The sequence below is a fragment of the Kribbella sp. NPDC004138 genome, from assembly GCF_053603655.1.
This window is the reverse complement of sequence record NZ_JBSGFZ010000011.1, coordinates 102,473-127,528: the sequence shown is the minus strand read 5'-3', so window position 1 is coordinate 127,528 and position 25,056 is coordinate 102,473. Positions and strand designations below refer to the sequence as shown.

The window sequence follows — 25,056 nt, the reverse complement described above, 5'->3', positions numbered from 1 at the left end:
TCAGGTAGCGATATCGGGGTACGGCAGGGCGTACTGCTGCTGCAGGGCCCGACCGTACGCCTTCTGGTACTCCAGCGGGCCGTGATCCCGCTCGAACATCGCGATGAACAACGTCAGCGTGAGGAACGGATGCGCGCCCAGGCCGAACAGCGCGAGGTGGTCGTGGTCGCGCAACGCCTTCCGCTCGTCGTCGGTGAACGCGAGCCAGGTGGACTTCTCCGCGACCGCGCAGTTCAGGATCTCGTTCGCCTTCTCCCGCTCCCACCAGTCCACCGTTCCGGCGGGATCCTCGCGGTAGCGCTCCACCAGCTCCGGGTCCCGGTCGACCGTGTAGAGGAACTTGTCCAGCAAGTACTTGCTCATGCCGGCACTCCGTTCGGGTACCAGGTGAAATACGCCTCCATCGTATGGAACAGGTCGAGCGAGTCCACGTGGTCCGCCTTCGCGCCGGCGCCTGCCACGCCCATCATCAGCATGAAGTCCATGAAGCCGTGCGTCGCATTGCCCGGCAGATGCAGGCTGTCCAGCGTCACCTCGGACAGGCACCCGTCGACGTCCCCGCTCGCGATCCAGTCCACCGCCTTGCGGTCGAACTCCGGGTCCGGGCCGTGCTCGCCGAACTGCCGCGGCCCGCCCAGCTCGAGCGACAGGTGCCCGGTGCCGATGATCGCGACCCGCTTGTCGATCGGCCACGACTCCACCAGCTGCCGGATCGTCCGGCCGAGCTCGACGAACCGGCCGGGCCGCGGCAGCGGGGGTGCGAAGATGTTGGTGTAGATCGGCACGATCGGCAGGTCCGCGTCCGGGCGCAGCGTGATGATCGGGCAGGTGATGCTGTGGTCGATCCGGAGTTCGTTGCTGAAGGCAAGATCGAAGCCGGCGTCCAGGCCGTTGCGCAGGATGTGCCCGGCGAGCTGCTCGTCACCGGCCAGCCGCATCCGGGGCAGGCCGAACTCGCGCTCCTCGTTGTACCAGTTCGCGTCGAAGTACGGCGCCTTGCCGACCAGGAACTGCGGCATGTTGTCCAGCCACAGCTGGTGGAAGTGGTCGCTGCCGACCATCACCAGGATGTCCGGCCGCGCCTTCGTCAGGGTCTCCCGGAAGGCCTCGATCTTCGCCACCCACGTGTCGGCGAACGGCGGGCGGTCGGCGCCGGTGGCGGTGCTCGCCCGGTAGTAGAACGGATGGTGCGTGGAGGCGATCACCGCGGCGACTGTGGCCATGTGGTGCTCCTTCAGGGTTCGACGTACACGGCGTTGCGATCGACGGTCAGGTAGGCGTCCATGCCGATGGGCCTGCGTCGCTCCTCCGCCAACTGGCCGAGGAGTCCGGCGGCTCTGGCCAGCAGGGCGAAGCCGCGCAACATCTCCACCGGCAGACCGAGGTCGGCGAGCGCGGCGCCGCACACTCCGGCTCCGTTCAGCGGCAGCTTGCGCCCGAGCACCTGCTCGTGCACCCGGCCGATCGCCTGGAACAGCTTGAGATGCGGCCCTTCCAGCCCTTCCTCCCGGGCGATGCGAATCAGTACCGGTGTGCGCGGGTCTTCCACCTTGTGCACCGGATGACCCAGCCCGGGGATGTACGTCCCGTTGGCCCGGGACTGTCGGACAAGCTCCAGCGCGAGTGGGTCCCAGCCGGCGTCGTCCGGCGTCGCGTGGCCTTCCAGAGCTTCGTGCAGGAACATGGCGCAGTCCTCGGTGACGCCCAGGAAGCGGGAGCCTCCGCCCAGCAGGCCCGCGGCCAAGGCGCCCTGCAACGCGTCCGGCGCCGACAGGTACGTCAACCGCGCGGCGATGGCGGTGGGGGTGAAACCGTGGTCGGCGAGGGCGACCAGGACTGCTTCGAAGACGCGGGTCTCGGACGGGGTCGGGCGGCGCAGGGCGACCAGCCAGAACGCCAGCTCGCCGAAGCCGACCTTGCCCATCAGGTCCGCGGTCAGGTCCTGCCCTAGCAGGCGGATCTCGTCGGCGGTCGAGGTCCCGAGCGAGGTGGGGAATTCAGGGCTCATGCGGACAACCACTTCCTCAGCTCGGCGCCGTGTTCATCCAGCTCGGGCGGCGGCAGACGGTACGACGCCGCGCTGCCGGAGAAGGTGATCGGGTTGCGCACCGTCGGGATGTCCCCGACCGTCACCACCGGGTCCAGCCCGATGTCCTCGGCGAACGCGACCCCGGCGTCCACGGTGTTGATCGGCCCGCACGGCACCCCGGCCGCGATGATGTCGCGGAACCACTCGAGCTTGGTCCGCGTCATCAACCGCTCCACGAGCAACGGCCGCAGCTCCTCACGACGGGCCGTGCGCTTCTCGTTCCGGTCGAACCGCGGGTCGTCGGCCAGCTCCGGTACGCCGAGCACCTCGACCAGCTTGCGGAACTGCCCGTTGTTCCCGGCCGTGATGATCAGTTCCCCGTCGGCGCACGGCAGCGGCTCGTACGGGAACAGGCTCGGGTGGCTGTTCCCCATCCGCAGCGGTACGACGCCGCCCGCGACGTACGCGCTCGACTGGTTGACCAGCCCGGACAGCGCCGACGACAGCAGGTTCACCTCGACGTGCTGCCCGCGGCCGGTCTCGTGCCGCAGGTTGAGCGCCGACAGCACCCCGATCGTCGCGTGCAGCCCGGCCATCACGTCGAACACCGAGATGCCCGCACGGTACGGCTCGCCGGACGGGTCACCGGTCAGGCTCATCAATCCGGAGATCGCCTGCACGATCAAGTCGTACCCGGGCAGCGCGGCGCCGCCCGGCCCGGACCCGAACCCGCTGATCGACGCGTACACCAGCCTCGGGTTGCCGGCGGCAACGGTCTCGTAGTCGAGCCCGAACCGCGCCAGCCCGCCCGGCCGGAAGTTCTCCAGCAGCACGTCCGCACGCCGCGCCAGCTCCTGCGCGGCGGCGAGGTCCGACGGATCCTTCAGATCGAGCGCGATCGACCGCTTGTTCCGGTTCACCGCGAGGTAGTACGTCGAGACGCCGTCACGCACCGGCGGCTGCCAGGACCGGGTGTCGTCACCGCCGGGCGACTCGACCTTCACCACGTCGGCCCCCAGGTCGGCCAGCAGCATGGTCGCGTACGGACCGGCCAGGATCCGGGAGAAGTCGGCCACCAGCAACCCGGAGAGCGGACCCTTCACCTGACCTCCCGGATCTACGGACACCTGTCCGCATCAGTCTCGATCTCCTCGTACCACCTGTCAACAGGCTCTTGACACCATCAAACTGCGCTCAGATAGTGAGGCTGACCGCCCCGTTGACCGTCATACGGACGTATGTCCGGGCAAGCTCTTGGAGGCAGCGATGACCACAGTGCTGTTGCGGGGCGGGACCGTGCTGACGATGGACGACCACCACACGGTGGTCCCGGACGGCGACGTACTGATCGACGGCGACAAGATCGCGGCAGTCGGGCAGCAGGGGCAACGACTCGACGTCCCCGAGGGCACCCAGGTGGTCGACGCGTCCGGCGGCATCGTGATGCCGGGGATGATCGACACCCACCGGCACATGTGGCAGACCGCGATGCGCGCGTACGGCGCCGACTGGACGCTCACGCAGTACTTCGTCTGGTACTACCTCGAGCACGGCAAGGCGTTCCGGCCAGAGGACATCCACGCGGGCAACCTGACCTCGGCGTGGGAGTCGCTGGAGGCCGGCATCACGACGACCGTCGACTGGTCGCACGGGCTGCAGAGCGTCGAACACGCCGAGGCGGCGGTCGACGCGCTGACGGCCGTGCCCGGCCGGTTCGTCCTTGCCTACGGCAACATCCAGGCCGGGCCGTGGGAGTGGACCGCCGATCCGTCCGTGCGGGCGTTCCTCGAGCGGCTGCGCGACGACGGCCGGCTCGGTCTGCAGCTCGCGTTCGACGTGACCGGCGATCCGGCGTTCCCGGAGCGGGCCGCGTTCGAGGTCGCCCGCGAGCTCGGGCTCGGCGTCACCACGCATGCCGGCGTCTGGGGTGCGACCAACGACAACGGCATCAAGCTGATGCACGAGAACGGCTTCATGACGCCGCAGAACATCTACGTCCACGCGGCGACCCTGACCACGGACTCGTACCAGCGGATCGCCGCGACCGGCGGTTCGATCTCGGTCTCGACCGAGTCCGAGCAGAGCGCCGGCCAGGGCTACCCGCCGACCTGGCAGGTCCGCCGCCACGACATTCCGGTGTCGTTGTCGCAGGACACCAGCGTGTGGTGGAGCGGCGACCTGTTCAGTGCGATGCGGACCACCCTCGGCGCCGACCGGGCCCGCGAACACCTGGAGGCGCACATGAAGGGCGCCACCGTGACGCACAGCCATCTGCGCGCCGAGCACGTCGTCGACTGGGCGACCCGCGGCGGCGCCCGCGCGCTCGGCCGCGACGACCTGGGCAGCCTCGAACCAGGGAAGACGGCGGACGTGATCCTGATCAAGAACGACGCGTCACCGGTGTCGTTCCCGCTGATCAACCCGTACGGCCAGGTGGCGTTCCAGGCGCAGCGCGGCGACGTCCACACGGTCATCGTCGACGGCCGCGTGGTCAAGCACGACCACCAACTGGTGGACTGCGACCTGCCCGCCGTACGACGGGAGGTCGAGGCGACTGTCGACTACCTGCGTTCGACGCTCGGCGAGGAGGCGTGGAAGAGCGGGATGAACCCGGAGCTGCCGAAGGGCGAGGTCCTGGACAACCCGTACCAGTACACCGACTACAAGTCCGACTCCACCCGCGAGGCCCGTGGCACCATCTTCGGTGAGTCGTAAGTCGAGCGGGAGGATCACCAGATGGCAGGGCGCGGCGCGGGTCCGGATTTCGTCGAGGCACTGGCGCGCGGGCTGGACGTGCTCTCCTGCTTCGACGCCGGCCACCGCACGATGTCGCTCACCGAGGTCGCGACCGCGGCCGGTCTGGCCCGGCCGACCGCGCGCCGGCTGCTGCTGACGCTGGAGGAGCTCGGCTTCGTCCGCACCGTCGGCGGATCCTTCCAGCTCACCCCGAAGGTGCTGACGCTGGGGATGGCGTACGTCGGTTCGCTCGGCCTCTGGGACATCGCGAGACCGCATCTCGAGGCGCTCGTCGCCCGCACCGGCGAGTCGTCGTCGATGGCGCAGCTCGACGGCTCGGACATCGTGTACGTCGCGCGCGTGTCGGTGCCGAAGCTGATCGCGCTCCGCGTCGACATCGGCACCCGGTTCCCCGCGGCGCAGACGTCGCAGGGCAAGGTGCTGCTGTCAGCGCTGTCGCCCGACGACCTGGCCGACGTGCTCACGCAACCGAGCCGCGCCGGACTCCCGCCGTACATCGGCCGGACCGCGGACCAGTTGCGCGACGAACTCACCGAGATCCGGGCGCGCGGGTGGGCACTCGCGGACGAGGAGCTCGCGCCCGGCGTCCGCTCGGTCGCGGCGCCGGTGCGCGACGGCACCGGCACCGTGCGGGCCGCGATGAACGTGACCGTGCACGCGGCCGAGACCTCGGTCGACAAGCTGCTGCACGATCACCTGCCGCTGCTACTGCGGACGGCCGGCGACGTCAGTGCGGAGTGGGCGTTGTGGCAGTCCAGGCCACACGTCGAGGTCGAGCAGCGCGACGAAACGACTGCTTGAATGGAGACATGACTGTTCTCGACTCGCCCATCCCCCGGTTCCACCTCGCGATGCCGGTCGACGACCTGGACGCGGCCCGGCACTTCTACGGCGAGGTCCTCGGCCTCGAACAGGGCCGCAGCTCGCAGACCTGGATCGACTGGAACCTGCGCGGCCACCAGTTCGTCACGCACGTCGCACCCGAGCGGGCGCAGCGGATCCACAACCCGGTCGACGGCCACGACGTGCCGGTGCCGCACTTCGGGCTGATCCTGACCGTCGAGGAGTTCCGGACCTTCGCCGAGCGGCTGCAGGCGGCCGGCACCACGTTCGTCATCGAGCCGTACGTCCGGTTCCAGGGCCAGACCGGCGAACAGTGGACGATGTTCTTCCTCGACCCGGCCGGCAATGCCCTGGAATTCAAGGCCTTCGCCGACGACTCCCAGGTCTTCGCCGCCTGAGCGGATGTCCCGCTAGGGCGTGATCCAGCCGGTCAGGATCGTCGTGCCGGAGCTGGTCTGGCAGACCAAACGGTACGGCACGGTCGGCGGCGGGCCGAGGACGAAGAAGCCGAGTTCGTCGATGTCCGCGGTGGCCAGCTCGCCGCCGTCGCCGCGGGCGCTGACCGTGCCGACGCCGGGCGGGTCGAGCTGTCCGAGGACCGCGTCCGGCGTCAGCTCGAGCTCGACCGTCCAGCCGTCCGAGGCGAACGTGAGCGACCGCAGGATCGCACTCTCCGACCGGATCGCCACCGGTTCCAGCGCGGAGTCGTAGGTGAGCGCCGCCAGCTCGGCGTCGATGGACCGCCACGCGAACGCAGCCTTACCGGCCTCGACGAAAGCCGACGGCACGTCCTCGGCGGAGGCCAAGGCTTCGCGCAAGGCCGCGATCAACTTCTCGTCGTCGTGCCATTCGGGATCCATCACGGGTCTCACCTCCTCGTTCATTCGTCGTTCGGTCCGGGGCCGTCGGCCGCCAGCAGGGCGAGCGCCGGGGTCTGCCGCAGCCGGGTCAGGCAACGCGCCCGGTTCGGCCCGATGCTGCCGACCGGCAAGCTCAGTCGCCGGCTGATCTCGTCGTACGGCGCCGGCGGGTCCTGCATCAGCAACGACAGCAACTGCTGGCATTTCCGCGACAGCTCGCTGAACGCGGTGCGCAGAATCGCGCCGCGTTCGTGCCGCAGTACCTCTTCCTCGGCGATCGCCTGCTCAGGGATGTCGGGCGACTGCAGGAGGTCGACCGGCTCGACCCGGCTGGTCGCACGGATCAGCCGGAAGCACTCCCGTTGCGTCGTGGTCGCGATCCAGCCCGGCAGCGCGGCCGGCTCGCGCAGACCGGGCAGGTGCTCGACCAGCCGCAGCCACACGCTCTGCCCGACGTCGTCGATGTCGGGCTGGGTCAGGCGATAGCGCCTGCACACCGAATAAACGAGCGGCGCGTATCTCTCCACCAGCTCGTCCCAAGCATTCTTCTCGCCGTCCCTGGCCCGGATGACCAGGTCGACGACTGTCGGATCGTCCCGCATGCCGTCCCCCTTTCCTCCGGACCGCTCTCTTACTGATACAGAGCGGTTCGGACCACTGCTGATACATCATGCGCCGAGCGCGACGAACGACCGGCCGGCGGCGTCGGCGACCGGGTCACCTCCTGTCCCGTGACGCGCCGCGGCGTACGCGGCAGCCAGCGGTTGGCCCGCCTGCAGGTTGTCGTGCAGCGCGAGCATCAGCGGAGCGGTCGCCGGGTCGTTCACCGGTACGACGCTCGCGAGAATGCCGGCCGCGCCCAGCGGGATCAGGCTGCTGCTCAACCCGAGCAGCTCGTCCGCGCCGACCGGCTTCGCGAGGCCGGAGTCGCAACTCGACAGCACCATCCGGTACGGCGCCCGGCGCAGGCGCTCGAAGTCGTACACCGTCAACGGCCCGTCGTCGAGCCGCAGCGACGAGAACAGCGGACTGTCCGAGCGGAACGTGCCGTGCGCCGCGATGTGCGCGATCCACGCGCCGTCGAGCTCGCGCAGCACGTTCTCCGCGGTCGCGTCGCCGTCGGCCAGCACGGTCGCGTCCGGGTACTCCTTGGCCAGCCGCAGCACCTCGGCACGACCCGAGGACAGCCCGGGACCGAGGACCAGCACGACCCGCCGGTCCGACGGCGGGCGCAACCTCTGCGCGCGCAACCATGTCGCCGCCGACGGCACCACGTTCACGGCCCGATCGGCCAGCGCCGGCACCAGTCCCCAGGGCAACGCGTGCAATCGACCGGGCGGAACCATCACCACGTCCCGATCCCCCAGCAACTCCTGTGCCGGGCCGAGAATCGCGTCCCCGAGCCGAGTCCCCAACACCTCGAGCGAAGGCCCCGCAGGCCGCGCCGGGCCCTGGGTGCTGCCGGGGCGGGAGCGGCCGTGGGCCAGCCGCCGCAGACGGAATCGGGAGCGCTCGACCTCGAGCGCGGCCGCCGTGAGCGGGCCGACCTCGTGTCTGGTGATTCGCCCGTCCCGCACCACTACCGCGTGCAGCACGCCGTCCACCTCGACCAGCTCCACCAGCACGGTCTCGCCCAACGCCGCCACCAACTCGTCGACGTCGAACCGCCGAGCGCCGGCCCCGCCGCCGCCCGCTGCCCGCAACGTCCGGTCGCGAACCGCCTTCTCCAGACGCCGGCGTTCCTTGTCCAGCGCGGGATCCGGTGCCGCGTCCAACCGCCGTACGACGTCGCGCAACGCGGCCAGCTCACCGACCAACTGCTCGTCGTCGGGCGGCCGCACGGGCGGTACGCCGAGCGCCGTCGCGCGCCACCGCTCACCCCAGCTCAGCAACCGGCGCGGATCGTCGCGCCGCAGTGCGTCCCGCAGCGCCAACTCCGCCAGCTCCGCACCCTGACCGGTCGCCAACGCCCGCAGCTCCGTCGCACCCATCGCCAGCCGGTGCTCGTCCAACGCGTCCAGACCACGCGCGCACGCCGCCAACATGCCGCGCACCTCACCCCGGGCCTCGGCGCGCAACGCCTTCCCCAACCAGGCAGCGCTCCGGGCGATCGGCGGCGCGTCCTTGCTGTGCCGTCCGGCCAGCTCCAGTTGCCGATCCGCCGCCCGCGCACGGCCCGCGGCCAACGCCAACCGGCCCGCGAGCAGAGGCGCGGCCGACGCCTCGGACGCGCCCAACGCGTCCAGCCGGGCCGCCACCGCACTCACCCGGCGCAGGAGCGACTCGCCGCGCTCGCCCGACTGGTACCGCGCCTCGAGCAGCACCATCGACGAACGCACCGACCACCACTCCCGCCGCTGCGCCGAGAACAACCGCCGGGCCTGGTCCGCCCGCTCCCGCGCCGCCGCCGGATCGCCGGCTGCCAGCGCCGCGGTCGCCGCCGCGAACCACAACTCGCCGCGTTTGGTCGCCGTACCGCCCTCGGCCGCGATCGCCTGGTCCATCTCGGCCAGCGCCTCCGCGCTGAGACCGGCGGCCAGCAGCACGCCGCAGCGATCGATCGCGAGGTCCGGCCAGACGACGCCGACCGCCGCGAAGCGCCGGCCCGCCTCGTCCAGATACCGCAGCGCGGCCGGCAAGTCGCCTCGCGAATACGCGACCAGTCCCCGGTTCTGCCGGGCTTCGGCGTACTCGAACTCCTGGCCCGTCGCGGCGTACAACTTCTCCGCGACCGAGAAATCCGCGTCCGCCCGTTTCGTCCCGCCGAGGGCGAGTTGGATGAATCCGCGATAGTTGCGCGACCGCGCCTCCCAGACCTGGTCGCCCGACCGCCGCAGCCGCGTGATCGCCGAGCGCAGGTCCTCGAGCGCCTCGCGGTGCCGCCCGAGCACCAGCAGTACGTCGGCGCGCCGCAGCAGCACCCGGCCGGTCAGGGCTCCGCGGCTGAGGTCGACCGCGCGATCGAGCCGCTCCAGTCCCTCCCGGCTGCGCCCGGCCCGGCCGAGCGTCGCGCCCAGCGTGGCAAGGACATCCGCCTCCCGCTCCGACCGCCCGGACTGCTCCGCCAGCCGCAGCGCGGTGCGCAGCTCCCGGACCGCCCGCGGCACGTCGCCGAGCTGCCGCAGACCGATGCCCCAGGCCTGATGCGCGATCGACGCCTCGACCTGCGGCGGACCGCCTGCCAGCAGGGTCCGCGCGGACGCGATCGCGTCGTGCGGGCGCGACAACGCGAGCGGCAGCAGATTTTCTGCTGCCTCAGCACTCCCCCCTGCCGATGGCACTCTGTAATCATATCGACCATTCATGCATCTGGGGGAAGGAACGAAATGGCGGAGCAAACGAGTGAGAGAAAATACATCTCTCAGATCGAGCTGATTCTGGAGGCATTCGGCAAGGAGGTCGCGGTCCATCCCGAGGACTGGGAGAAACGGCCGGAGGGGGCCGACTACCTGTACCGGACCGGGGTGGTCCTGGTCCGCGACGAGGACGTTCAGCGGGTGGTCGAACTGTTCCGGGGCGGCCGGCCCGACGAGGGCGGGATCGGCGGTGTCACGCGGCTGCTGCTCCCGGAGGAGGTGCCGCCGGACGCGCCCGAGGACCGGTCGCCGACGCAGCGGTTCCTGAAGTACGCCGACCTGCGGCTCGGCCGCGGCGTGGTGACACCGGAGCATCTGTTCTATGTGACGCCGAGCGTCAGCCCGTGCCCGGCGACCGAGCCGGAGGAGGTGCCGCCCGGGATCCCGCCGGACCCGGTGCTGCCGACCCCGTTCCTGGCCGCGGGCGCCGCGGACGGTCGCGGGGTCAAGGTCGTCGTCCTCGACGTCGGCTGGTCCGACGCGCCGGCGGCGTACTGGCTGGCCGGGGTGACCGGCGATCCGGAGAACGCGTTCGACGGCTCCGGGCGGATCCGGCCGTACGCCGGGCACGGGACCTTCATCGCCGGCGTCCTGCGGGCGATCGCGCGGAACGTCGAGGTCGTGGTGAAGAGCTACTTCACCAGCGCGGGCGCGATGTGGGAGTTCGATCTCGCGCAGGCGCTGGACGAGGTGCTCGACCTGGCGCCGGACATCATCAGCCTGTCGGCCGGGACCCGGACCCGGTTCGACCTGCCGGCGCTCGGCCTGGACGTGTTCGTCCGGACCCGGCTGGACCGCGTCAACGGCCTCACGCTGGTCGCCGCGGCGGGCAACGAGTCGTCCAGGGACTACTTCTGGCCGGCCGCGTTCCCGGAGGTCGTCGGCGTCGGCGCGCTCGCCGAGAACGGGCGGGACCGGGCGTCGTTCAGCAACTTCGGCGGCTGGGTCGACGTCTACGCACCGGGCGAGCACCTGGTGAACGCGTTCCTGACCGGCGATTACGAGTGCACCGAACCGCCGAACACCGGCCAGCTGCGCTCGTTCCAGGGTATGGCCCGCTGGAGCGGGACGTCGTTCGCGACGCCGCTGGTGGCCGGCCTGATCGCCGGCCGGATGTCGATCACCGGTGAGAGCGCGAAGCAGGCGTCCGACGCGCTGCTGGCGTTCGCGCTGACCCAGCCCGAGCCGGGCGTCGGGCCCGTTCTGCACGCCGGGGACGCGCTCGCGTCCCTCGGCACGCCCTGACCGGCAGCCCGTTCACACGCCGACGCGGTGCGGACCTCCGGCCTGACCAACCGAACCACCGCACCGCGTCAGCATCCCCCTCTGCACCCTCGTCCCGTCCTCCCCCCTGCGACGGCCCGAGGGCTTGCCCCCACTTCTGCGGAGTCACCCTCGGTGCGGGTTGATACACCGCTCAACCAGGAAAGTTTTCAACGAGCCGGCGGCTGCGGCTGCTCACAAAGGAACGGCGCCCGGTGGCCCCCCGAGTGGTAGTGGTACTGCTTCCCGCCGGCCTCCAGCACGGTCCGGTTCCCGGGCACCAAGGCCTGGGTGTAGTGCATCCCCGGCTCCGGGCAGCCGAGGCTGCCGTCCGGCCAGGTCACGTCCTCGGAGCTGACCACGGTGACGGCGGCGGCGTCGACACCGAGCCGCTTCACGAGGTCGGCCTTCGCCTGGTCGGCCACCCCGCCACCCGGGCTCGCGGGTCCAGAACTGCTGCTACTGCTGCTCGGCGTCATCGACGGTTGTCCTCCTGTTGGGGCTTCATTGCCACATGCAACCAGAAGCACGGCCACGGCGACCATGCCCGTCGTCCTGCCCGCCACCCTCGTCACGCTGCGCATCACCATCACCTCCCACAGTAGACGTCCGGCCGGCGCGATTCGTTGCAGGTCGTTTGTTCAAGTTCTGTTTGCCAGGTGTCAGTCCACGGCGTGAAGGATCTCGACTGCTCGGGAACCGCCTTTCCAAGGAGTCAAACCCATGTCAGTCGATCGTCGTTCCGTCCTCCGGGGCGCCGCCGCCGGTGCCGCCGGGGTCGGGTTCACCACCGTCGGGGCCGTGCCGACGCTCGCGGAGGCCGCGCCGGCTTCGCACGGCGACCGTTCGCCGTTCCCCCAGCACAAGCCGTTCCCGCCGCTGCTGGACGACCCGAAGGGCATCCTGGCGCTGCCGCCCGGGTTCAAGTACAAGATCGTCACCTATGCCGGCCAGACGAAGCTGACCACCGGCCAGCCGACGCCGGACCACCACGACGGCACCGCGGTCTTCAGCACCGGGAACAAGTACCAGCTGATCCAGAACCACGAGATCAGCTCGAACGGTCCGCTCGGCGTCCCGCCGATCGAGGGCACCGTGTACGACGCCGGCGTCGGCGCGGCCGGTGGCTGCACCGTCATCACCGTGGGCAAGGACGGCACGAACCTCGGTGAGTGGGTCGGCATCTCCGGCACCCTGACCAACTGCGCCGGCGGCCCGACGCCGTGGGGCACCTGGATGACGTGCGAGGAGACCGAGAACAAGGCCAACGGCACCACCCGGCTGAAGGACCACGGGTACGTCTTCGAGGTCTGGGGCGACGGCAAGACCGCGCACCCGGTGCCGCTGAAGGCGCTCGGCCGGTACGCCCACGAGGCGCTCGCGATCGACGAGGACCGGACCCACATCTATCTGTCCGAGGACGCCTCCGGCCCGAACGGCAGCTTCTACCGCTGGTCCGCGCCGCGCGGCTACAAGCTCGGCCCGAGCAGCTGGAAGGACCTGCAGAACAAGGACTTCGGCACCCTGGAGGCGCTGGCCATCCTCGGTGACGACGGCAAGCCGATTCCGGACGTCGCGTACCTGACCTCCGCGCAGCTGCTCCGCCCGTTCCGGGTCGCCTGGGTGCCGGTGCCGGACCGCGACGGCGCGACGACCTCGGTGCGCAAGCAGTTCACCGACGGTCAGATCACCCGCGGCAAGAAGTTCGAGGGCGTCTACGGCACCAAGCAGGGCGTGTACGTCGTGAACTCCTACGCCGAGTCCGGCACGGCCGACCTGCCCGCCGACGCGGTCCCGCACGACGGCATGGTCTGGTTCTACAACTACGACGCCGAGACCATCCAGCTGGTCACGTACTTCCCGGACAACGCCGCCGCCGACAAGGGCGCCGAGGCGAAGTACGACGACTACAACTTCGACAGCCCGGACAACGTCACCGTCACGCCGTGGGGCTCGCTGGTGCTCGCCGAGGACGGCAACGCCAGCAGCCACGTGCTGAGCGCGACGCCGGGCGGCCCGACGTACGCCATCGCCCGGAACATGCTGAACGACTCCGAGTTCACCGGCCCGACCTTCTCCGCCGACGGCAAGGTGCTCTTCGTCAACATCCAGACCCCCGGCATCACCCTGGCCATCACCGGCCCGTGGCGCGACTACCTCGGCTGAGTGCTTCGAGAAGGGTGAGCGGGCGGTCGTCGGGGCCGACGCGGACCTCGTTCATCAGGTAGGAGAAGGCGATCTCGCGGTGCGGCCAGGCGCCGTGCCGCGAGCCGCCGGCTCCCGCGTGACCGAACGCGTCGGGCGCGACGCCCATCCGGCCGTCGCCGGTCTGCAGCTCGAAGCCGGCGCCGTACCTCATGGGGCTGCCCCAATTGGGTTCGAGGCCGCGCCGGAGCTCGCGCCGCCCCAGCTCGACGGTCTCCTGACTCAGGACGCGGGAGCCGTCGACGTCGCCGATCAGCGACGCGTAGAACCGGGCCATCCCGCGGGCCGTCGCGTAGCCGCCGACCGCGGCCAGTCCCGCGGTGCGGTACTCGGCGCTGTTCCAGATTTTCTCCGAGCCCGGGATCCACAGCGGATTCGGCCGGTTCAGCTCGGTCCACGGCCCGTCGACGAGGACGCCGTCCGGCGCCGCCATCGTCGCGGCGCGCCGGTGCAGGTCCTCGGGCAGCCCGATCCACACCTCGAGGCCGAGCGGCCGCGCGAACTCGTCCGCGAAGAACCGGCCGATGGTCCGCCCGTCCACCCGGCGCACCAGCTCGTCCAGCAACCAGCCCCAGGTGACCGGGTGATAGACGAATCCGGCCCGAGCGTCCGCCGCCGGGGCCTGAGCGGCCAGATGGGCTGCCATCGCGTCGTGGTCGAGCAGATCGGCGTACCCGGCGTCCACCCACGGCAGCCGCGCCTGGTGGGACAGCACGTCGGCGATCGTGATCGACTCCTTGCCCTGGGCACCGAATTCGGGCCAGTAGCGGCTGAACGGATCGTCCAGCCGGAGCTGTCCGCCCTGCACCAGCAGGAGAACGCACGCGGTCGTGAGCCCCTTGGTCCCGGAGAACATCAAGTGGATCGTGTCGCGATCCCAGGCCCTGCCCGTGCCGGGATCAGCCGTCCCGCCCAGAGGTCCACCACCAGTTCGCCCCGGTGGTACGCCGCGAACGCCGCACCCACCTCGCCGCGCTCGGTGAAGTTCCGCGCGAACGCCTCAGCTACTTGTTCCCACATGACGAATGATAGTACCGATCGTTCTTATCTTGGTCCAGCTCGGTAGGGTGGCGGTGGAGGTGGTGGAGGTGGTGGCACGATGCCGGTGAAGGCTGGGGAACGGCTTGATCCCGAGGCGACCCGCGCGCGGATCCTGAAGGCGGCCGCGGAGGTGTTCGGCCGGCGCGGCATCCACGCGGCCGGGATGAACGAGATCGTCGAGACGGCCGGCGCGTCCAAGCTGACGATCTACAAGAACTTCGGCTCCAAGGAAGGGCTGGTCGAGGCCGTCCTGACCGACCGTACGCAGCGGGTCCGCGCCTGGCACAACGCGGCGGTCGACGCGGCGCCGGCCGGTCGTGAGCAGATCCTGGCGGTGTTCGAGCTGATCGCGACCTGGTACGCCGAGCCCGGGTTCCGCGGGTGCGCGATGATGAACGCGGCGACGGAGGATCGCGGGCAGGACGGGGCGCCGCGACGGCTCGCGCAGGACCATCTCAGGTTCTACCGGCAGCTGTTCGAACGCCTGCTGACCGGCGCGCGCAACCCCGAGGTGACCGCGCGGCAGCTGGTCGTCGTCCTGGAAGGTGCGACGCTGATCAGCGCGGTCGACCAGGACCCCGGGCTGGGCGCCGAGGCGCGCGTCATCGTCGAGACCCTGCTGGACGCGGCATTCTGAGCAGTACGGCGACGCACGCGAGTCCCGCACCGGCGGCCACCAGGAAGGCCGCGCGGAACCCGGCCCGCTCGGCGACGAGCCCGCCGAGCGGACCCGCGACCATCACCCCGAGATCCCAGAACGACGTCATCACCCCCATCGACACGCCGGGCCGCAGCCCGCGCACGCGATCCAACGTCATCGACACGCACGCCGGATAGATCAACGCCAATCCGACTCCGGCCGCCGCGATGAACACCAGCGCGCCGACAGGTCCGCTCGCCGACGCGATCCCGGCCAGCGCCACGACTTCCACCGAGATCGTCGAGACGGCCACGACGCGCCCGCCGTACCGGTCGACGAGCGGACTGCCGGCGAACCGGACGACCAGGAACGCCGCCGCGAACACCGCCAGCGCGACGCCATCGACCTCGAGGTGATCGGCTCGCAACCGCAGCACGAGCAGCGCAGCCACCGTCCCGTAGCAGTAGGCGGCCAGCCCGATCGTCACCCCCGGCAACGGAACTCCGGGCGGCACCAAACCCCGGAGCCGCACCAACGGCTCGCGCAGCCCTGGGTCCCGGCGAGTCGTCAGCACGAGCCCCACGGACACGAGCGACAACGCCACGACCACCCACCAGACCGCACCACCCGCAGCAGATCCGACGAGCGGGCCGGTGGCGAGGCCGCCCCACATCGACAGCCCGAACCAACCCGCCAACCGGCCGCGCTGCGCCGGTCGCACGCCAGACAACACCCACGGCAACGCGGCCGAGAACAGCGCCGCCTCCCCCACCCCCATCACCAGCCGCGCGACCAGCAGCACCCCCAGCCCGGGCGCCCACAGTTGCCCCAGGCCACCAATCGCCGCGAGCACTCCCCCGGCAAGCACGACCGGCCGCGACCACCCCGCATCAGCCAGCCGGCCCGCGAACGGCCGTCCGCACGCCGTGGCGAGAAACGCGATCCCGATCGCGGTCCCACTGGCCAGCGCGCCGCCGCCGTACCTGTCCGGCACGTACGACGGCAGCACCTGCAGCGCCGCCCCGAACGCGAGATACCCGCACAGCACCGCCACCCACAACCGCCGGACCGGAACCGTCATGGGCTAGATGGTACCGCTCGTTACTATCTATGCGAACCCGCCGTCCGGGGCGATGTGGTCGAAGATCTGGTCGACCAGCGCGACGACGTGCGGGTCGTCGACGGTGTAGATGTGCCGCCGCCCCGCCCGGCGGACCGTGATCAGGCCGGCGATCCGGAGCTTGCCGAGATGCTGGCTCGCGGTCGCGACGCTCACGCCGGCACGCTCCGCCAGCGTGCCCACGTCGTACTCGCCGTTCGCCGCGAACCACACCAGATGCAGCCGCACGGGCGGCGACAGCAGCCCGAAGGTCCGAGCCGCGGCGGCCAGCTGCCGGCGGGTCGGGGCGATCCGCCCGGACCTGACCGCGGCCGCCGCGGGCTCGGAACCGTTCATCTCACCTGGTCATCTCAGTAGATGTTCGAGGGCCGGACCATGCCCTCGGCCAGGTCGCCGAAGCCCGGGGCCAGGATCGCGCCGGGGTTGCCAATGACCTCCTCGACCACCGCGGTCTCGGTCGTGATCAGCAGCGCCGCGATCGACGCCGCGCTCTCCAGGGCCGCGCGGGTCACCTTCAGCGGGTCCATCACGCCTTCGTCGAACATGTCGTCGTAGTGCCCGGTCAGCGCGTTGAACCCGTGGCCCAGCGGCAGGCTCGCCACCTTCGCGACGACCTCGTCGCCGTCGTACCCGGCGTTGATCGCGATCCACCGCAGCGGCTCGGGCAGCGCGCGCCGGACGACCTCGCGGCCGATCGCGTCGTCGCCGGTGAGCTCGACGCGCGACACCGCCTCCTGCGCCTGGACGAGCGCCGTACCGCCGCCGGCCACCACGCCCTCCTCGACCGCCGCCCGGGTGGCGGCCAGCGAGTCCTCGACCCGCAGCATCCGCTCCTTGAGCTCGACGCTCGTCGCGCCGCCGACCCGGATCACGGCCACCCGCCCGGACAGCCGCGCCATCCGGAGCTGCAGGCTGTCCCGGTCGGCGTCGATCCGGGCCCGCTCGAACTGGGTCTCGAGCTGCCGCAGCCGTGCCTCGACGAGCGCCGGGTCACCGTGCCCGCCGACGATCGTCGTACTGGCCTCGCTGATCGTGATCCGGTCACAGGTGCCGAGGTGCTCCAACGCCACCTCGGCGAGCTCGAGCCCGGTGTCCTGGGCGATCACGTGCCCGCCGAGCGCCACCGCGAGGTCTTCCAGCTCGGCGATCCGCCGGTGCCCGAAGCCGGGGGCCCGGACCACGACCGACTGCATCGTGCCGTGCATGTTCCCGCCGACCAGGAACTGCAGCGCCGGCCCGGTGACGTCCTCGGCGAGCACGACCAGCGGCCGGTCCGCGCGCTTGGCCACCTCGACCGTCGGCATGATGTCCTGCACCTGGCTGATCTTGCGGTTGGTGAGCAGGACCAGCGGGCGCTCGTGGACGGCCTCCATCCGCTCCTTGTCGGTGACCATGTATGCCGAGGTGTAGCCGTGGTCGAACTCGATCCCGTCGACCACCTCGACCGACATCCCGAGCTCGTCGGACTCCTCCGTGGTGACGACGCCGTTGCGCCCGACGCGCTCGACCGCCGCCGCGATCACCTCGCCGATCGACTCGTCGTCACCGGCGGCCATGGTCGCGATGTGCCGCAGGTCCTGCCCGCCGCCGACCTCGGCCGCCCAGGACCGCAGCGTCGCCACCACCACCGGTACGGTCTGTTCGATGCCGCGGCGGACCCGCATCGGGTTGGCGCCGGCGTCGACGGCCCGCAGGCCCTCGCGGACCATGGCCTGGGCGAGCACCGTCGCGGTCGTCGTCCCGTCGCCGACCACGCCGTTGGTCTTCATCGCGACTTCCTTCACCAGCTGGGCGCCCATGTTCGCGAACGGTTCGCGCAGCTGGATCTCCCGGGCGATCGTCACCCCGTCGTTGGTGATCGTCGGCGGCCCGGTCAGCTTCTCCAGGACGGCGTTGCGTCCCTTCGGTCCCAGCGTCACCTTCACCGCGTCGGCCAGGGTGTTCACCCCGGCCTCGAGCAGCCGTCGTGCTTCTTCGTCGAACCGCAGTTCCTTGGCCATGGTCGGGCCGCCCTTCGGGTTTATGGGATGAGAATCGCCCGGCCGCGGACCAGTCCGCGGTCGAGGTCGTCGATCGCCTGCTGGAAGTCGGTGAGCGGGTACTTGCTGGTGTGCAGGGTGACCTTGCCCTGCGCGGCGAGAACCATCAGCTCCTGCAGGTCGGTGTAGGAGCCGACCAGGTTCCCGACGAAGTTGATCTCGGTCGAGATGACGTCGATCGTCGGTACGACGAGGTCCTCGCCGTAGCCGACGACGTAGTAGTTGCCGGCCCGGCGCAGCATCGCCACGCCTTCCGCGGTCGCCCCGCCCTCGCCGACGAAGTCCACCACCGCCTCGGCGCCGCGGCCGCCGGTGAGCTCCAGGACCTGCCGCACCTGGGTGCCGTCGGCAACGATCCCGTGGTCGGCGCCGATCGAGACCGCGAGCTCGACCGCGGCGGGGTTGCGGTCGACGACGACCAGCGTCGCCGCCGAGATCGCCTTCAGCACCTGGATCCCGATGTGCCCGAGTCCGCCGGCGCCGATCAGCACGCACACGTCGCCCGGGTGCAGCGCCCGCGCGGCCTTGCGCACCGCGTGGTACGCCGTCAGCCCCGCGTCCGCGAGCGCCGCGACGTCGGCCGGTTCGAGACTGTCGTCGATCCGCACCACGCTGCGGGCGGTCGTCTTCAGGTACTCGGCGTACCCGCCGTCGGTGTCGATCCCCGGGAACCGGCTGTTCTCGCAGTGCACGTCGTCGCCGAACCGGCACGCACGGCACAGCCCGCAGGTGACCAGCGGATGCAGGATCACCTTGTCGCCGGGCCTCACGTTCGTGACCGCGTCGCCGGTCGCGTGCACCCAGCCGGCGTTCTCGTGCCCGATCGTGTAGGGCAGCATCACGCCGGACTTCTCGGCCCACTGTCCTTCGAGGATGTGCAGGTCGGTCCGGCACACCCCGGCTCCGCCGATCCGCACGATCACGTCGAGCGGCCCCTCGACCTTCGGCTCCGGTACGTCGTCCAGTTGCAGACCTGTGTGGTAGCCGACCACCCGGACCGCTCTCATGCCGTGCTCCCGTATCTCGTAGCCAACAGTCCACGACAGAAGTGCGCGTTGCCCTCCATCGAGATCCGCACCGACTTCGCGAACCGCAGCCGGAGCGGGACGTCCTCGGGAGCCAGCGACTGCCCGTCCTCGGACACCACCAGCGGATCCGCAGGCCGTACGCCGAGCCCGACCGCGACCCGGCGGCGCAGCAACGCCTCCTTGTGCGGCCCTGCGGGGACGTCGGCGAGCGTGACCCGGTGGAGATCGTCCACGGTCACGTCAGTGGTCCGCAGAAGGTGCTCGGCGCACCGTTCCATCGCCGCGGTGTGCGCCTTGCGGTGGAAGATCTCCCGCAGCTCGTCGAGGCTTTCCTCGGCCTCGACGCCGAACGTCCCGACGTACCCGGCGTCCGCGGCCAGTCCGGCGTTGATCTTGTCCGAGTCGTGGTGGTCGTCCAGCCGGACGACCACCTGCCCGATCCGTTCCACCTTCCGGAGGGCGTCCAGTGCGTCGGACGCCATCAGGTAGGCGAAGTTCGGCGAGCAGAACGACGTCGGCAGCCGCAGGTGCACGGTGACGCACGCGTTCTCGATCCGGATCGAGCGGACGAAGCCGAGCTCGGTGATCGGCTCGTCCAGCTCGGGATCCGTCACCCCCGACAGGGCCGCCAGCACCCTGTCGGACAGTGACGTGGAGGACGTGGAGGACGTGGAGGACGTGGAGGACGTGGCGGACGTGGCGATCGCGATCATGACCGCGCGCCCGCAGCCACCTCGACGGAAGCGTCGCCGGCCTCGGTCGGCAGCCGCAACTCGGCCGGTACGTCGAGGTCGTACATCGCCGCGGCGTTCAGGCCGAGGATCTTCTTCTTCTGCGCCGTGGTGATCGGCGCGTACTCGGTCAGCTCCTCGGGGATCTGGAAGTCGACGAACTTCTCGACCAGCCACTTCGGCGTCCACAGGGCGTAGTCGCTGGAGAAGAAGATCTTGTCCTCGCCGAGCCAGTAGAGCAGCTCCCCGATGATTTGGGCGAAGTACTTCGGCCGGGTGTGGATGAACGGCATCGCGACCGCGAGACCGCCGTACACGTTGGACTCCTGGGTGGCGATCCAGCAGAAGTCCTCCAGCCGCGGCAGGCCGACGTGCTCGACGACGAAGTTCAGGTCGAGGTAGTCGGTCGCGACCTTGTCGATGTCCGCGACGTCGAACGCGTCCCGGTCCAGCGGGCGGATCGTGGGGCCCTTGTGGATGTGGATGTTGTGGATCCCGAGTTCGAGACACTCCTCGAGGTACCGCCGCGACCACGGGTCGTCGAGCTTGTAGCCGCGCGAGTCGCCGTGCCATTCGGCGGTGTAGAGCTTGACGCCCTTCAGGTTCATCCGCTCCGCGTCCCGGCGGAGTTGCTCCAGGCCGGCTTCCCCGTTGCGTGGATCGTAGGCGTGGTTGTACGTCAGCTTGTCCGGATGCTCCTGCGCCAGCCCGAACGCCTCCTCGGTCTGCCCGAACCCGTTGCGATAGAACTCACCGAGGATCGCCGGCTGGAAGATCGCGTGGTCGACGTAGCCGTCGTCGAACAGGTCCTTCATCAGCCGCTGGCCGCCGTAGTACGTGTAGGTGTCGTAGTCCCACAGGACCTCTTCCGGGCTGAGGTTCTTGTGGTAGTCGTAGAAGCAGTCGATGAACTGCTTGCCGTGGATGTTCTTGTGGTTCGACGCCCGCCCGTCCCACAGGGCGATGTGCGCGTCGACCACGAAGTACTTCTCGCCGTCCTTGTCGTACATGCGTGCCCTCCTAGTGGGCGGTGAGGTCGAAGCCGATGTACTCCGCGGCGTCCTCCGGGCTCGCGAACAGCAGCGTCCGCTCGTCGAGGTGGACCATCCGCCCGTAGTGCGTCGAGCTGATCTCCTCGAACACCGACCCGTCGAACTCCGACCCGAGCGCGTCGGTCAGCTCGGCGTAGTCGAAGTCCAGGACGCCGGTGCCGTCGACGCGGATCATCGACGGGTACTCGGTCAGCTCGACGCCGTCCTTGGTGCCCATCACCCGGGCCACGACCCGGCCGATCGGCGTGTTCATCAGGGTCACACCGCATTTGTTGGAGAACTCGGTGTCAGATCCGAACTGCATGCTCACTGGTCCAGCTCCTTCGGAACGTCGAGCCCGAGGTCCTCGAGCAGGGAACGGAACTTCTGCTTGGCCGCGTCCAGGCTGACCGCGAACGTGACCGACTTGTCGGCCGGCTGCGACCAGATCGGCTGCAGCGCGTGCGCGGCGTCGAGGCAGCGCGGCACCCAGGTCGCGAGCCAGTCGCCGAACAGTGCCTTGTTGGCCTCGCCGTACTCGGCGTCGCGGGTCAGCAGCCGGAACAGGCCGCGGGTGTAGCCGAGGTCGCGGTCGTAGTCGTGCTCGCCGGTGCCGACGATGGTCGGCGTGATGTAGTCGCCGTTGCGGGCGGCGATCTGCATCACCAGCTCGGTCCGGAACAGCGAGCCGACCAGCTGCTCGAACACGATGTTGGTGGCGAACAGCAGCTGGCACCAGTCACCGACGGCGGTCAGCCGCTCGACCACCTCGCGGGTCGGCTGCCACTCCGGCGCCGACTTCCAGACCTCCTTGTGCGCGGACCCGTCGAACGGTACGTCGGCCTCGGCGAGGTCGAGGTTGAACAGCGCGAGGTCCTGCGCGAACCGCATCTTGTGCGCCGCGTTGACCGCGACCGCGGTGTTGATCATGTTCGTCGGACCGGACCGCTGGATGCTGGTGAAGACGTGCAGCGCGAGCCCGTTCTCGGCGTGCATCCAGGCGCCGAGGTTGCGCTCGATGAACTTCAGCCAGGCCGGGTTCCAGCTGTCGTACGCCCTGGCCCGCTTGGCGTTCTGCAGGCACAGGTCGACCTGCCGGACGACCGCGGAGTTGTTCCGGTAGATGGTCTGGTTCCACTCCTCGTTCGGGTCGAGGAAGGCGTGCCAGTTCGACGACTTCGCGGCCGTCCACTCCTTCGGGTAGCCGCCGGGGCCGTCGCCGAAGCCGTAGATCCAGCCCTGCGTCAGGTGCCGGTCGGGGTCCGGCTGGACGTCGACGGTGACGTCCTCGTACATCGTCGCGCGCAGCTTGGCCGGCTTGTAGTAGTTGTAGCTGCGGCTGGTCGAGCTGGGGAACTCCAGCGCGCCGGCCTCGGAGTCGGTGAACTCGATCCTGGGGAAACTGCGGGGCTTGGTCTGTGTCATCTCAGACTCCATCGGTAGCTGGGCTGGTGAACTTGTCGTAGAAGACCTGGTCCTTCGGGACGGCGTGGTTGTCGAGCAGGGCGAGCGCGGCGTCGACCATCGGCGGCGGACCGCACAGGTACGCCTCGCACCTGCTCAGCTGCGGTTCCCGGCGCTCGACGACGTCGGTGACGTTGCCGACCTCGTACTCGCCCTCGGGCGACTCCGACAGGCAGGGCACGAACTCGAAATCGGTCAGCGTCGCCCCGAGGTCGCGGATCGCGTCCAGGTAGAAGAGGTCGGCCGCCGTCCGGGCGCCGTAGTAGAACCGGACCGGCCGGGTGCTGCCGGTCGCGCCGAGGTGCCGCAGGATGGACAGGATCGGCGCCATCCCGGCACCGCCGGCGATACAGACGACCGGCAGCACGTGGCCGTCCTTCAGCGTCGACGAGCCGTACGGCCCGGTCATCGACAGCTCGTCGCCGGCCGCGAGGCCGTCGTCGAGCAGCCCGGAGAACCGGCCGCCGGGGTACTTCTTGATCAGGAACTCGATCTCACCCGCCGGGGTCGTTGCCATCGAGAACGACCGGTGCTCGTCGGTGCCGGGGATGGTGAGGTCGACGTACTGCCCGGGCTTGAAGTCGAACTCCTCGGCGGGCTTCAGCCGCAGCGACACGATGTCCCGGGTGACCGGCTCGATCGCCGTGACCATACTCGTCACGGTGCGGATCGGAATGCCGCCGAGCAACTCGTCCTCGTCGAAGTTCAGCAGCTCGATCGTGCAGTCGCTGAACGCGTGTGACTTGCAGAGCAGCACGTAGCCTTCCGCGACTTCGGCGTCGTTGCAGGCGAACGTCGAGTAGCGCTCCATCTGGATGTCGCCCTCGAGCAGGTACGACTTGCACGCCGAGCACTGTCCCTCGCGGCAGCCGTGCATCAGGTGGATGCCCTGCCGGAACGCGGCGTCGAGGATCTTCTCGTCCTCGTCGACCTCCATCTCGATGCCGACCGGTTCGAACTGGATACGATGTTTGTCGGCCACCCGGACCACCTCAGCCCGCGCGGTACGCCGCGACGTGCGCCTCGCGGTCGGCGTCGGACATCTCGTTCAGCAGCACGTTCGGGCTGTTGAAGGTGTTGCCGCGGACGTCGTCGAGGGTCCACATCTTCTGCGGGTCCAGGTCGAGGTGCGGCTGCCCGATCAGGGTCTTGCCGTCGTCACGGACGTACCCGAGGTCGGAGACGATGTCGGCCAGGTCCTTGCCGTGGTGCAGGGTCTCCCACTCGCGGAACCCGGTCAGCCGGCCCATGTTCGGCGTCGGCCGGCCGTCGTACTCGCCGCGGAACGCGACCGCGTCGGTCCAGTAGCAGGTCTCCGAGCAGTACGTCCGCCACTGGTCGTCGACCTTCTCGACCACCATGTCCTCGCGGATCAGCGCCGGCACCATGCAGGTCCAGCAGCGGTGCGGGTACTGGTAGCCGACGTCCTCGAAGGCGATCGGCTTGTTCCGGCCCGGGTAGGCCAGCCGGTTGTAGTTCTCCCACCACTTGCCGTACTTCGAGTACCAGCCGGGGTACTTGTCCTCGAACCACGCGAAGTCCGTGTCCGTCATCGTGTCGATCCGCCAGTAGTTCACCGGCCAGCCGGTGGCGAAGAACCGGGCCACCTCGTGCACGTAGCCCTTGTTGGTGATCCGGTTCCACGCCTCCTCGACCAGATCGTGCGGAATCGTGAGGCCGTACTTCTCCAGCGGCAGCAGGTAGCTGCGGTAGTAGTCGTCGTAGATCCAGCGGCGCCACATCTCCGCATAGCTCTCACGATCCTTGCGCCGGTCCTTCGTGCCGTACTCGATGAACGTGCCGATGGCCGCGTCCACGACACAGTGGTTGTTCCACCACGCGTAGCGCAGGTCGCGCTCGAGCAGCGGGCGGTTGCGTTCGTCGGCCAGCGCCATCAGCAGGATCGAGTACCCGTTGCTGATGTGCCGCGACTCGTCGGACTGCACCGAGTGGAACACCGTCGGCAGCAGGTAGTCGCCGTTCGCGGCCGCCTCGTCGGGCATCGCGACGAACAGCGTGTTGGTGAACGCGGTCTCGGCGACCACGGTCAGGTAGATGTTCGCGGCGGTGATCGCGTCACCGGTGATGAACCCCTCGCCGAACTGCCGGCCGATGGTGCCCGCGTAGTTGTTCGCGAACGCCTTCTCGGTCATGTCGAAACCGGCCGGGTCGATGTAGTTGTTCATGTAGAGCCGCTTGAGGTTCATCTGGATCGTCGAGTGCCGGACCTCGTCGATCATCTGGACCGCGAGCCCGTTGTGGATCTCCGGGTTCGGTACGGCGTCGATCGCCATCGGCATCGCCCGCGCCGCCGAGATCTCCGGGAACGGGATGATGCTCAGGAACAGCTTCTGCCACTCCAGCCAGCGCTGCTGGACCTGGCGGAACATGTTGCCGCGGATGGCGCCGTCCATGGCGCCGTACACGCGGTTGTCCTTCTCCTCCTCCATCGGGAAGTACGACCGCATGATCTGCTTCAGCGGGTCCTTCTTCGGCGCCTTCTCGAACGTGTAGTCGGTGCCGAACCGGGTCGCCGGGGTCGCGAAGGTCGGCTCCCACGAGAGCTCGGTGATCTTCGCGTGGGCCTTGGTGAGACTCTGCCTGCTCATGTGCCTGCCTCCAGGGGTCGGGCTGTTGGCTGGAATGAAA

26 protein-coding genes are annotated in these 25,056 nt (G+C 69.8%); 6 read left to right on the top strand and 20 right to left on the bottom strand.

Annotation, left to right across the window (positions count from 1 at the left end; all coding sequences use genetic code 11):
* The 4 genes from ACWEOO_RS17690 to ACWEOO_RS17675 are packed head-to-tail and all read right to left on the bottom strand — an operon-like array spanning position 1 to position 3,132.
* Positions 1-363: a hypothetical protein gene (locus ACWEOO_RS17690; protein WP_452143870.1), complete on the bottom strand. Its 363-nt coding sequence runs from the start codon at positions 361-363 to the stop codon at positions 1-3.
* Positions 360-1,223 carry a DODA-type extradiol aromatic ring-opening family dioxygenase gene (locus tag ACWEOO_RS17685; RefSeq protein ID WP_452143869.1) on the bottom strand — a complete coding sequence of 288 codons (864 nt, stop codon included), beginning with the start codon at positions 1,221-1,223 and terminating at the stop codon, positions 360-362. Before ACWEOO_RS17685 ends, ACWEOO_RS17690 begins: the two co-directional genes overlap by 4 nt.
* 11 nt (positions 1,224-1,234) lie before the next feature.
* Positions 1,235-2,008, bottom strand: a complete 774-nt coding sequence (locus ACWEOO_RS17680) for a citryl-CoA lyase (protein ID WP_452143868.1) — start codon at positions 2,006-2,008, stop codon at positions 1,235-1,237.
* Positions 2,005-3,132 (bottom strand): CaiB/BaiF CoA transferase family protein, encoded by a 1,128-nt coding sequence (locus ACWEOO_RS17675; protein ID WP_359924029.1) that lies wholly within the window; start codon positions 3,130-3,132, stop codon positions 2,005-2,007. Before ACWEOO_RS17675 ends, ACWEOO_RS17680 begins: the two co-directional genes overlap by 4 nt.
* 163 nt (positions 3,133-3,295) lie before the next feature.
* Between ACWEOO_RS17675 and ACWEOO_RS17670 the strand changes: the two genes are divergently transcribed.
* Genes ACWEOO_RS17670 through ACWEOO_RS17660 form a run of 3 tightly spaced genes read left to right on the top strand, consistent with a single transcriptional unit; the run spans position 3,296 to position 6,027 of the window.
* The gene (locus tag ACWEOO_RS17670) at positions 3,296-4,744 is read left to right on the top strand and encodes an amidohydrolase family protein (protein ID WP_452143867.1); all 1,449 of its coding nucleotides are present in this window, start codon (positions 3,296-3,298) and stop codon (positions 4,742-4,744) included.
* A 21-nt stretch (positions 4,745-4,765) separates the two neighbouring features.
* The gene (locus ACWEOO_RS17665) at positions 4,766-5,587 is read left to right on the top strand and encodes an IclR family transcriptional regulator domain-containing protein (protein ID WP_452143866.1); all 822 of its coding nucleotides are present in this window, start codon (positions 4,766-4,768) and stop codon (positions 5,585-5,587) included.
* A gap of 8 nt (positions 5,588-5,595) precedes the next feature.
* Positions 5,596-6,027, top strand: coding sequence for a VOC family protein (locus ACWEOO_RS17660; protein WP_452143865.1), 432 nt, complete (start codon positions 5,596-5,598; stop codon positions 6,025-6,027).
* A gap of 12 nt (positions 6,028-6,039) precedes the next feature.
* Here ACWEOO_RS17660 and ACWEOO_RS17655 read toward each other — a convergent pair whose 3' ends face one another.
* The 3 genes from ACWEOO_RS17655 to ACWEOO_RS17645 all read right to left on the bottom strand — a co-directional run bounded on the left by ACWEOO_RS17655 (position 6,040) and on the right by ACWEOO_RS17645 (position 9,770).
* Positions 6,040-6,492 (bottom strand): hypothetical protein, encoded by a 453-nt coding sequence (locus ACWEOO_RS17655; RefSeq protein ID WP_452143864.1) that lies wholly within the window; start codon positions 6,490-6,492, stop codon positions 6,040-6,042.
* A 17-nt stretch (positions 6,493-6,509) separates the two neighbouring features.
* The gene (locus tag ACWEOO_RS17650) at positions 6,510-7,091 is read right to left on the bottom strand and encodes an RNA polymerase sigma factor (RefSeq protein WP_452143863.1); all 582 of its coding nucleotides are present in this window, start codon (positions 7,089-7,091) and stop codon (positions 6,510-6,512) included.
* 66 nt (positions 7,092-7,157) lie between these two features.
* Positions 7,158-9,770 (bottom strand): CHAT domain-containing protein, encoded by a 2,613-nt coding sequence (locus tag ACWEOO_RS17645; protein ID WP_452143862.1) that lies wholly within the window; start codon positions 9,768-9,770, stop codon positions 7,158-7,160.
* A gap of 45 nt (positions 9,771-9,815) precedes the next feature.
* Here ACWEOO_RS17645 and ACWEOO_RS17640 point away from each other — a divergent pair, with 45 nt between their 5' ends.
* The gene (locus tag ACWEOO_RS17640) at positions 9,816-11,090 is read left to right on the top strand and encodes a S8 family peptidase (protein WP_452143861.1); all 1,275 of its coding nucleotides are present in this window, start codon (positions 9,816-9,818) and stop codon (positions 11,088-11,090) included.
* Positions 11,091-11,278: 188 nt separating this feature from the next.
* Here the strand turns inward: ACWEOO_RS17640 and ACWEOO_RS17635 are convergent, their stop codons facing one another.
* A complete protein-coding gene (locus ACWEOO_RS17635) occupies positions 11,279-11,533 on the bottom strand; it encodes a hypothetical protein (RefSeq protein ID WP_363708649.1) in 255 nt (84 codons plus the stop codon).
* Between the two features lie 298 nt (positions 11,534-11,831).
* On the opposite strand from ACWEOO_RS17635, the gene ACWEOO_RS17630 reads away from it, so the two are divergent.
* Positions 11,832-13,274 carry an alkaline phosphatase PhoX gene (locus ACWEOO_RS17630; RefSeq protein WP_452143860.1) on the top strand — a complete coding sequence of 481 codons (1,443 nt, stop codon included), beginning with the start codon at positions 11,832-11,834 and terminating at the stop codon, positions 13,272-13,274.
* Here the strand turns inward: ACWEOO_RS17630 and ACWEOO_RS17625 are convergent.
* Together ACWEOO_RS17625 and ACWEOO_RS17620 are read right to left on the bottom strand one after the other, a co-directional pair.
* Complete coding sequence (locus ACWEOO_RS17625) at positions 13,243-14,169, bottom strand: serine hydrolase domain-containing protein (protein ID WP_452143859.1); 927 nt, start codon at positions 14,167-14,169, stop codon at positions 13,243-13,245. The two genes, ACWEOO_RS17630 and ACWEOO_RS17625, sit on opposite strands and share 32 nt — an antisense overlap.
* Positions 14,169-14,333, bottom strand: a complete 165-nt coding sequence (locus ACWEOO_RS17620; RefSeq protein ID WP_452143858.1) for a hypothetical protein — start codon at positions 14,331-14,333, stop codon at positions 14,169-14,171. Before ACWEOO_RS17620 ends, ACWEOO_RS17625 begins: the two co-directional genes overlap by 1 nt.
* Positions 14,334-14,412: 79 nt before the next feature.
* Here ACWEOO_RS17620 and ACWEOO_RS17615 point away from each other — a divergent pair, with 79 nt between their 5' ends.
* Positions 14,413-14,991, top strand: coding sequence for a TetR/AcrR family transcriptional regulator (locus ACWEOO_RS17615; RefSeq protein WP_452143857.1), 579 nt, complete (start codon positions 14,413-14,415; stop codon positions 14,989-14,991).
* Here ACWEOO_RS17615 and ACWEOO_RS17610 read toward each other — a convergent pair.
* From ACWEOO_RS17610 to ACWEOO_RS17565, 10 genes are all read right to left on the bottom strand, one after another.
* Positions 14,957-16,075 carry an MFS transporter gene (locus tag ACWEOO_RS17610; protein ID WP_452143856.1) on the bottom strand — a complete coding sequence of 373 codons (1,119 nt, stop codon included), beginning with the start codon at positions 16,073-16,075 and terminating at the stop codon, positions 14,957-14,959. The genes ACWEOO_RS17615 and ACWEOO_RS17610 overlap by 35 nt on opposite strands.
* Positions 16,076-16,102: 27 nt before the next feature.
* Positions 16,103-16,450, bottom strand: a complete 348-nt coding sequence (locus ACWEOO_RS17605) for an ArsR/SmtB family transcription factor (RefSeq protein WP_355692010.1) — start codon at positions 16,448-16,450, stop codon at positions 16,103-16,105.
* 14 nt (positions 16,451-16,464) lie between these two features.
* Complete coding sequence (gene groL, locus ACWEOO_RS17600) at positions 16,465-18,114, bottom strand: chaperonin GroEL (protein ID WP_452143855.1); 1,650 nt, start codon at positions 18,112-18,114, stop codon at positions 16,465-16,467.
* Between the two features lie 20 nt (positions 18,115-18,134).
* Positions 18,135-19,160 (bottom strand): NAD(P)-dependent alcohol dehydrogenase, encoded by a 1,026-nt coding sequence (locus tag ACWEOO_RS17595; protein ID WP_452143854.1) that lies wholly within the window; start codon positions 19,158-19,160, stop codon positions 18,135-18,137.
* Positions 19,157-19,816 (bottom strand): iron-sulfur cluster assembly protein, encoded by a 660-nt coding sequence (locus ACWEOO_RS17590; RefSeq protein WP_452143853.1) that lies wholly within the window; start codon positions 19,814-19,816, stop codon positions 19,157-19,159. The genes ACWEOO_RS17595 and ACWEOO_RS17590 overlap by 4 nt, the downstream gene beginning before the upstream one ends.
* A 74-nt stretch (positions 19,817-19,890) precedes the next feature.
* Positions 19,891-20,922, bottom strand: a complete 1,032-nt coding sequence (locus tag ACWEOO_RS17585) for an amidohydrolase family protein (protein WP_452143852.1) — start codon at positions 20,920-20,922, stop codon at positions 19,891-19,893.
* A 10-nt stretch (positions 20,923-20,932) separates the two neighbouring features.
* Positions 20,933-21,268, bottom strand: a complete 336-nt coding sequence (mimD, locus tag ACWEOO_RS17580; protein ID WP_363708670.1) for a propane 2-monooxygenase effector subunit MimD — start codon at positions 21,266-21,268, stop codon at positions 20,933-20,935.
* A gap of 2 nt (positions 21,269-21,270) precedes the next feature.
* Positions 21,271-22,368: an aromatic/alkene monooxygenase hydroxylase subunit beta gene (locus ACWEOO_RS17575; protein WP_452143851.1), complete on the bottom strand. Its 1,098-nt coding sequence runs from the start codon at positions 22,366-22,368 to the stop codon at positions 21,271-21,273.
* A 1-nt stretch (position 22,369) separates the two neighbouring features.
* On the bottom strand, positions 22,370-23,389 hold the full coding sequence (locus ACWEOO_RS17570; RefSeq protein ID WP_452143850.1) for a 2Fe-2S iron-sulfur cluster-binding protein: 1,020 nt from the start codon (positions 23,387-23,389) through the stop codon (positions 22,370-22,372).
* A gap of 10 nt (positions 23,390-23,399) precedes the next feature.
* Complete coding sequence (locus ACWEOO_RS17565; protein WP_359923976.1) at positions 23,400-25,016, bottom strand: ferritin family protein; 1,617 nt, start codon at positions 25,014-25,016, stop codon at positions 23,400-23,402.
* Positions 25,017-25,056: the final 40 nt, after the last annotated feature.

Bases quoted from the DNA above. Each gene is read 5' to 3' on its own strand.
- ACWEOO_RS17690 (WP_452143870.1), bottom strand. From the start codon at position 363: ATGAGCAAGTACTTGCTGGACAAGTTCCTCTACACGGTCGACCGGGAC.
- ACWEOO_RS17685 (WP_452143869.1), bottom strand. From the start codon at position 1,223: ATGGCCACAGTCGCCGCGGTGATCGCCTCCACGCACCATCCGTTCTAC.
- ACWEOO_RS17680 (WP_452143868.1), bottom strand. From the start codon at position 2,008: ATGAGCCCTGAATTCCCCACCTCGCTCGGGACCTCGACCGCCGACGAG.
- ACWEOO_RS17670 (WP_452143867.1), top strand. From the start codon at position 3,296: ATGACCACAGTGCTGTTGCGGGGCGGGACCGTGCTGACGATGGACGAC.
- ACWEOO_RS17665 (WP_452143866.1), top strand. From the start codon at position 4,766: ATGGCAGGGCGCGGCGCGGGTCCGGATTTCGTCGAGGCACTGGCGCGC.
- ACWEOO_RS17660 (WP_452143865.1), top strand. From the start codon at position 5,596: ATGACTGTTCTCGACTCGCCCATCCCCCGGTTCCACCTCGCGATGCCG.
- ACWEOO_RS17650 (WP_452143863.1), bottom strand. From the start codon at position 7,091: ATGCGGGACGATCCGACAGTCGTCGACCTGGTCATCCGGGCCAGGGAC.
- ACWEOO_RS17640 (WP_452143861.1), top strand. From the start codon at position 9,816: ATGGCGGAGCAAACGAGTGAGAGAAAATACATCTCTCAGATCGAGCTG.
- ACWEOO_RS17630 (WP_452143860.1), top strand. From the start codon at position 11,832: ATGTCAGTCGATCGTCGTTCCGTCCTCCGGGGCGCCGCCGCCGGTGCC.
- ACWEOO_RS17625 (WP_452143859.1), bottom strand. From the start codon at position 14,169: ATGTTCTCCGGGACCAAGGGGCTCACGACCGCGTGCGTTCTCCTGCTG.
- ACWEOO_RS17620 (WP_452143858.1), bottom strand. From the start codon at position 14,333: ATGTGGGAACAAGTAGCTGAGGCGTTCGCGCGGAACTTCACCGAGCGC.
- ACWEOO_RS17615 (WP_452143857.1), top strand. From the start codon at position 14,413: ATGCCGGTGAAGGCTGGGGAACGGCTTGATCCCGAGGCGACCCGCGCG.
- ACWEOO_RS17610 (WP_452143856.1), bottom strand. From the start codon at position 16,075: ATGACGGTTCCGGTCCGGCGGTTGTGGGTGGCGGTGCTGTGCGGGTAT.
- ACWEOO_RS17605 (WP_355692010.1), bottom strand. From the start codon at position 16,450: ATGAACGGTTCCGAGCCCGCGGCGGCCGCGGTCAGGTCCGGGCGGATC.
- groL (WP_452143855.1), bottom strand. From the start codon at position 18,114: ATGGCCAAGGAACTGCGGTTCGACGAAGAAGCACGACGGCTGCTCGAG.
- ACWEOO_RS17595 (WP_452143854.1), bottom strand. From the start codon at position 19,160: ATGAGAGCGGTCCGGGTGGTCGGCTACCACACAGGTCTGCAACTGGAC.
- ACWEOO_RS17585 (WP_452143852.1), bottom strand. From the start codon at position 20,922: ATGTACGACAAGGACGGCGAGAAGTACTTCGTGGTCGACGCGCACATC.
- mimD (WP_363708670.1), bottom strand. From the start codon at position 21,268: ATGCAGTTCGGATCTGACACCGAGTTCTCCAACAAATGCGGTGTGACC.
- ACWEOO_RS17575 (WP_452143851.1), bottom strand. From the start codon at position 22,368: ATGACACAGACCAAGCCCCGCAGTTTCCCCAGGATCGAGTTCACCGAC.
- ACWEOO_RS17565 (WP_359923976.1), bottom strand. From the start codon at position 25,016: ATGAGCAGGCAGAGTCTCACCAAGGCCCACGCGAAGATCACCGAGCTC.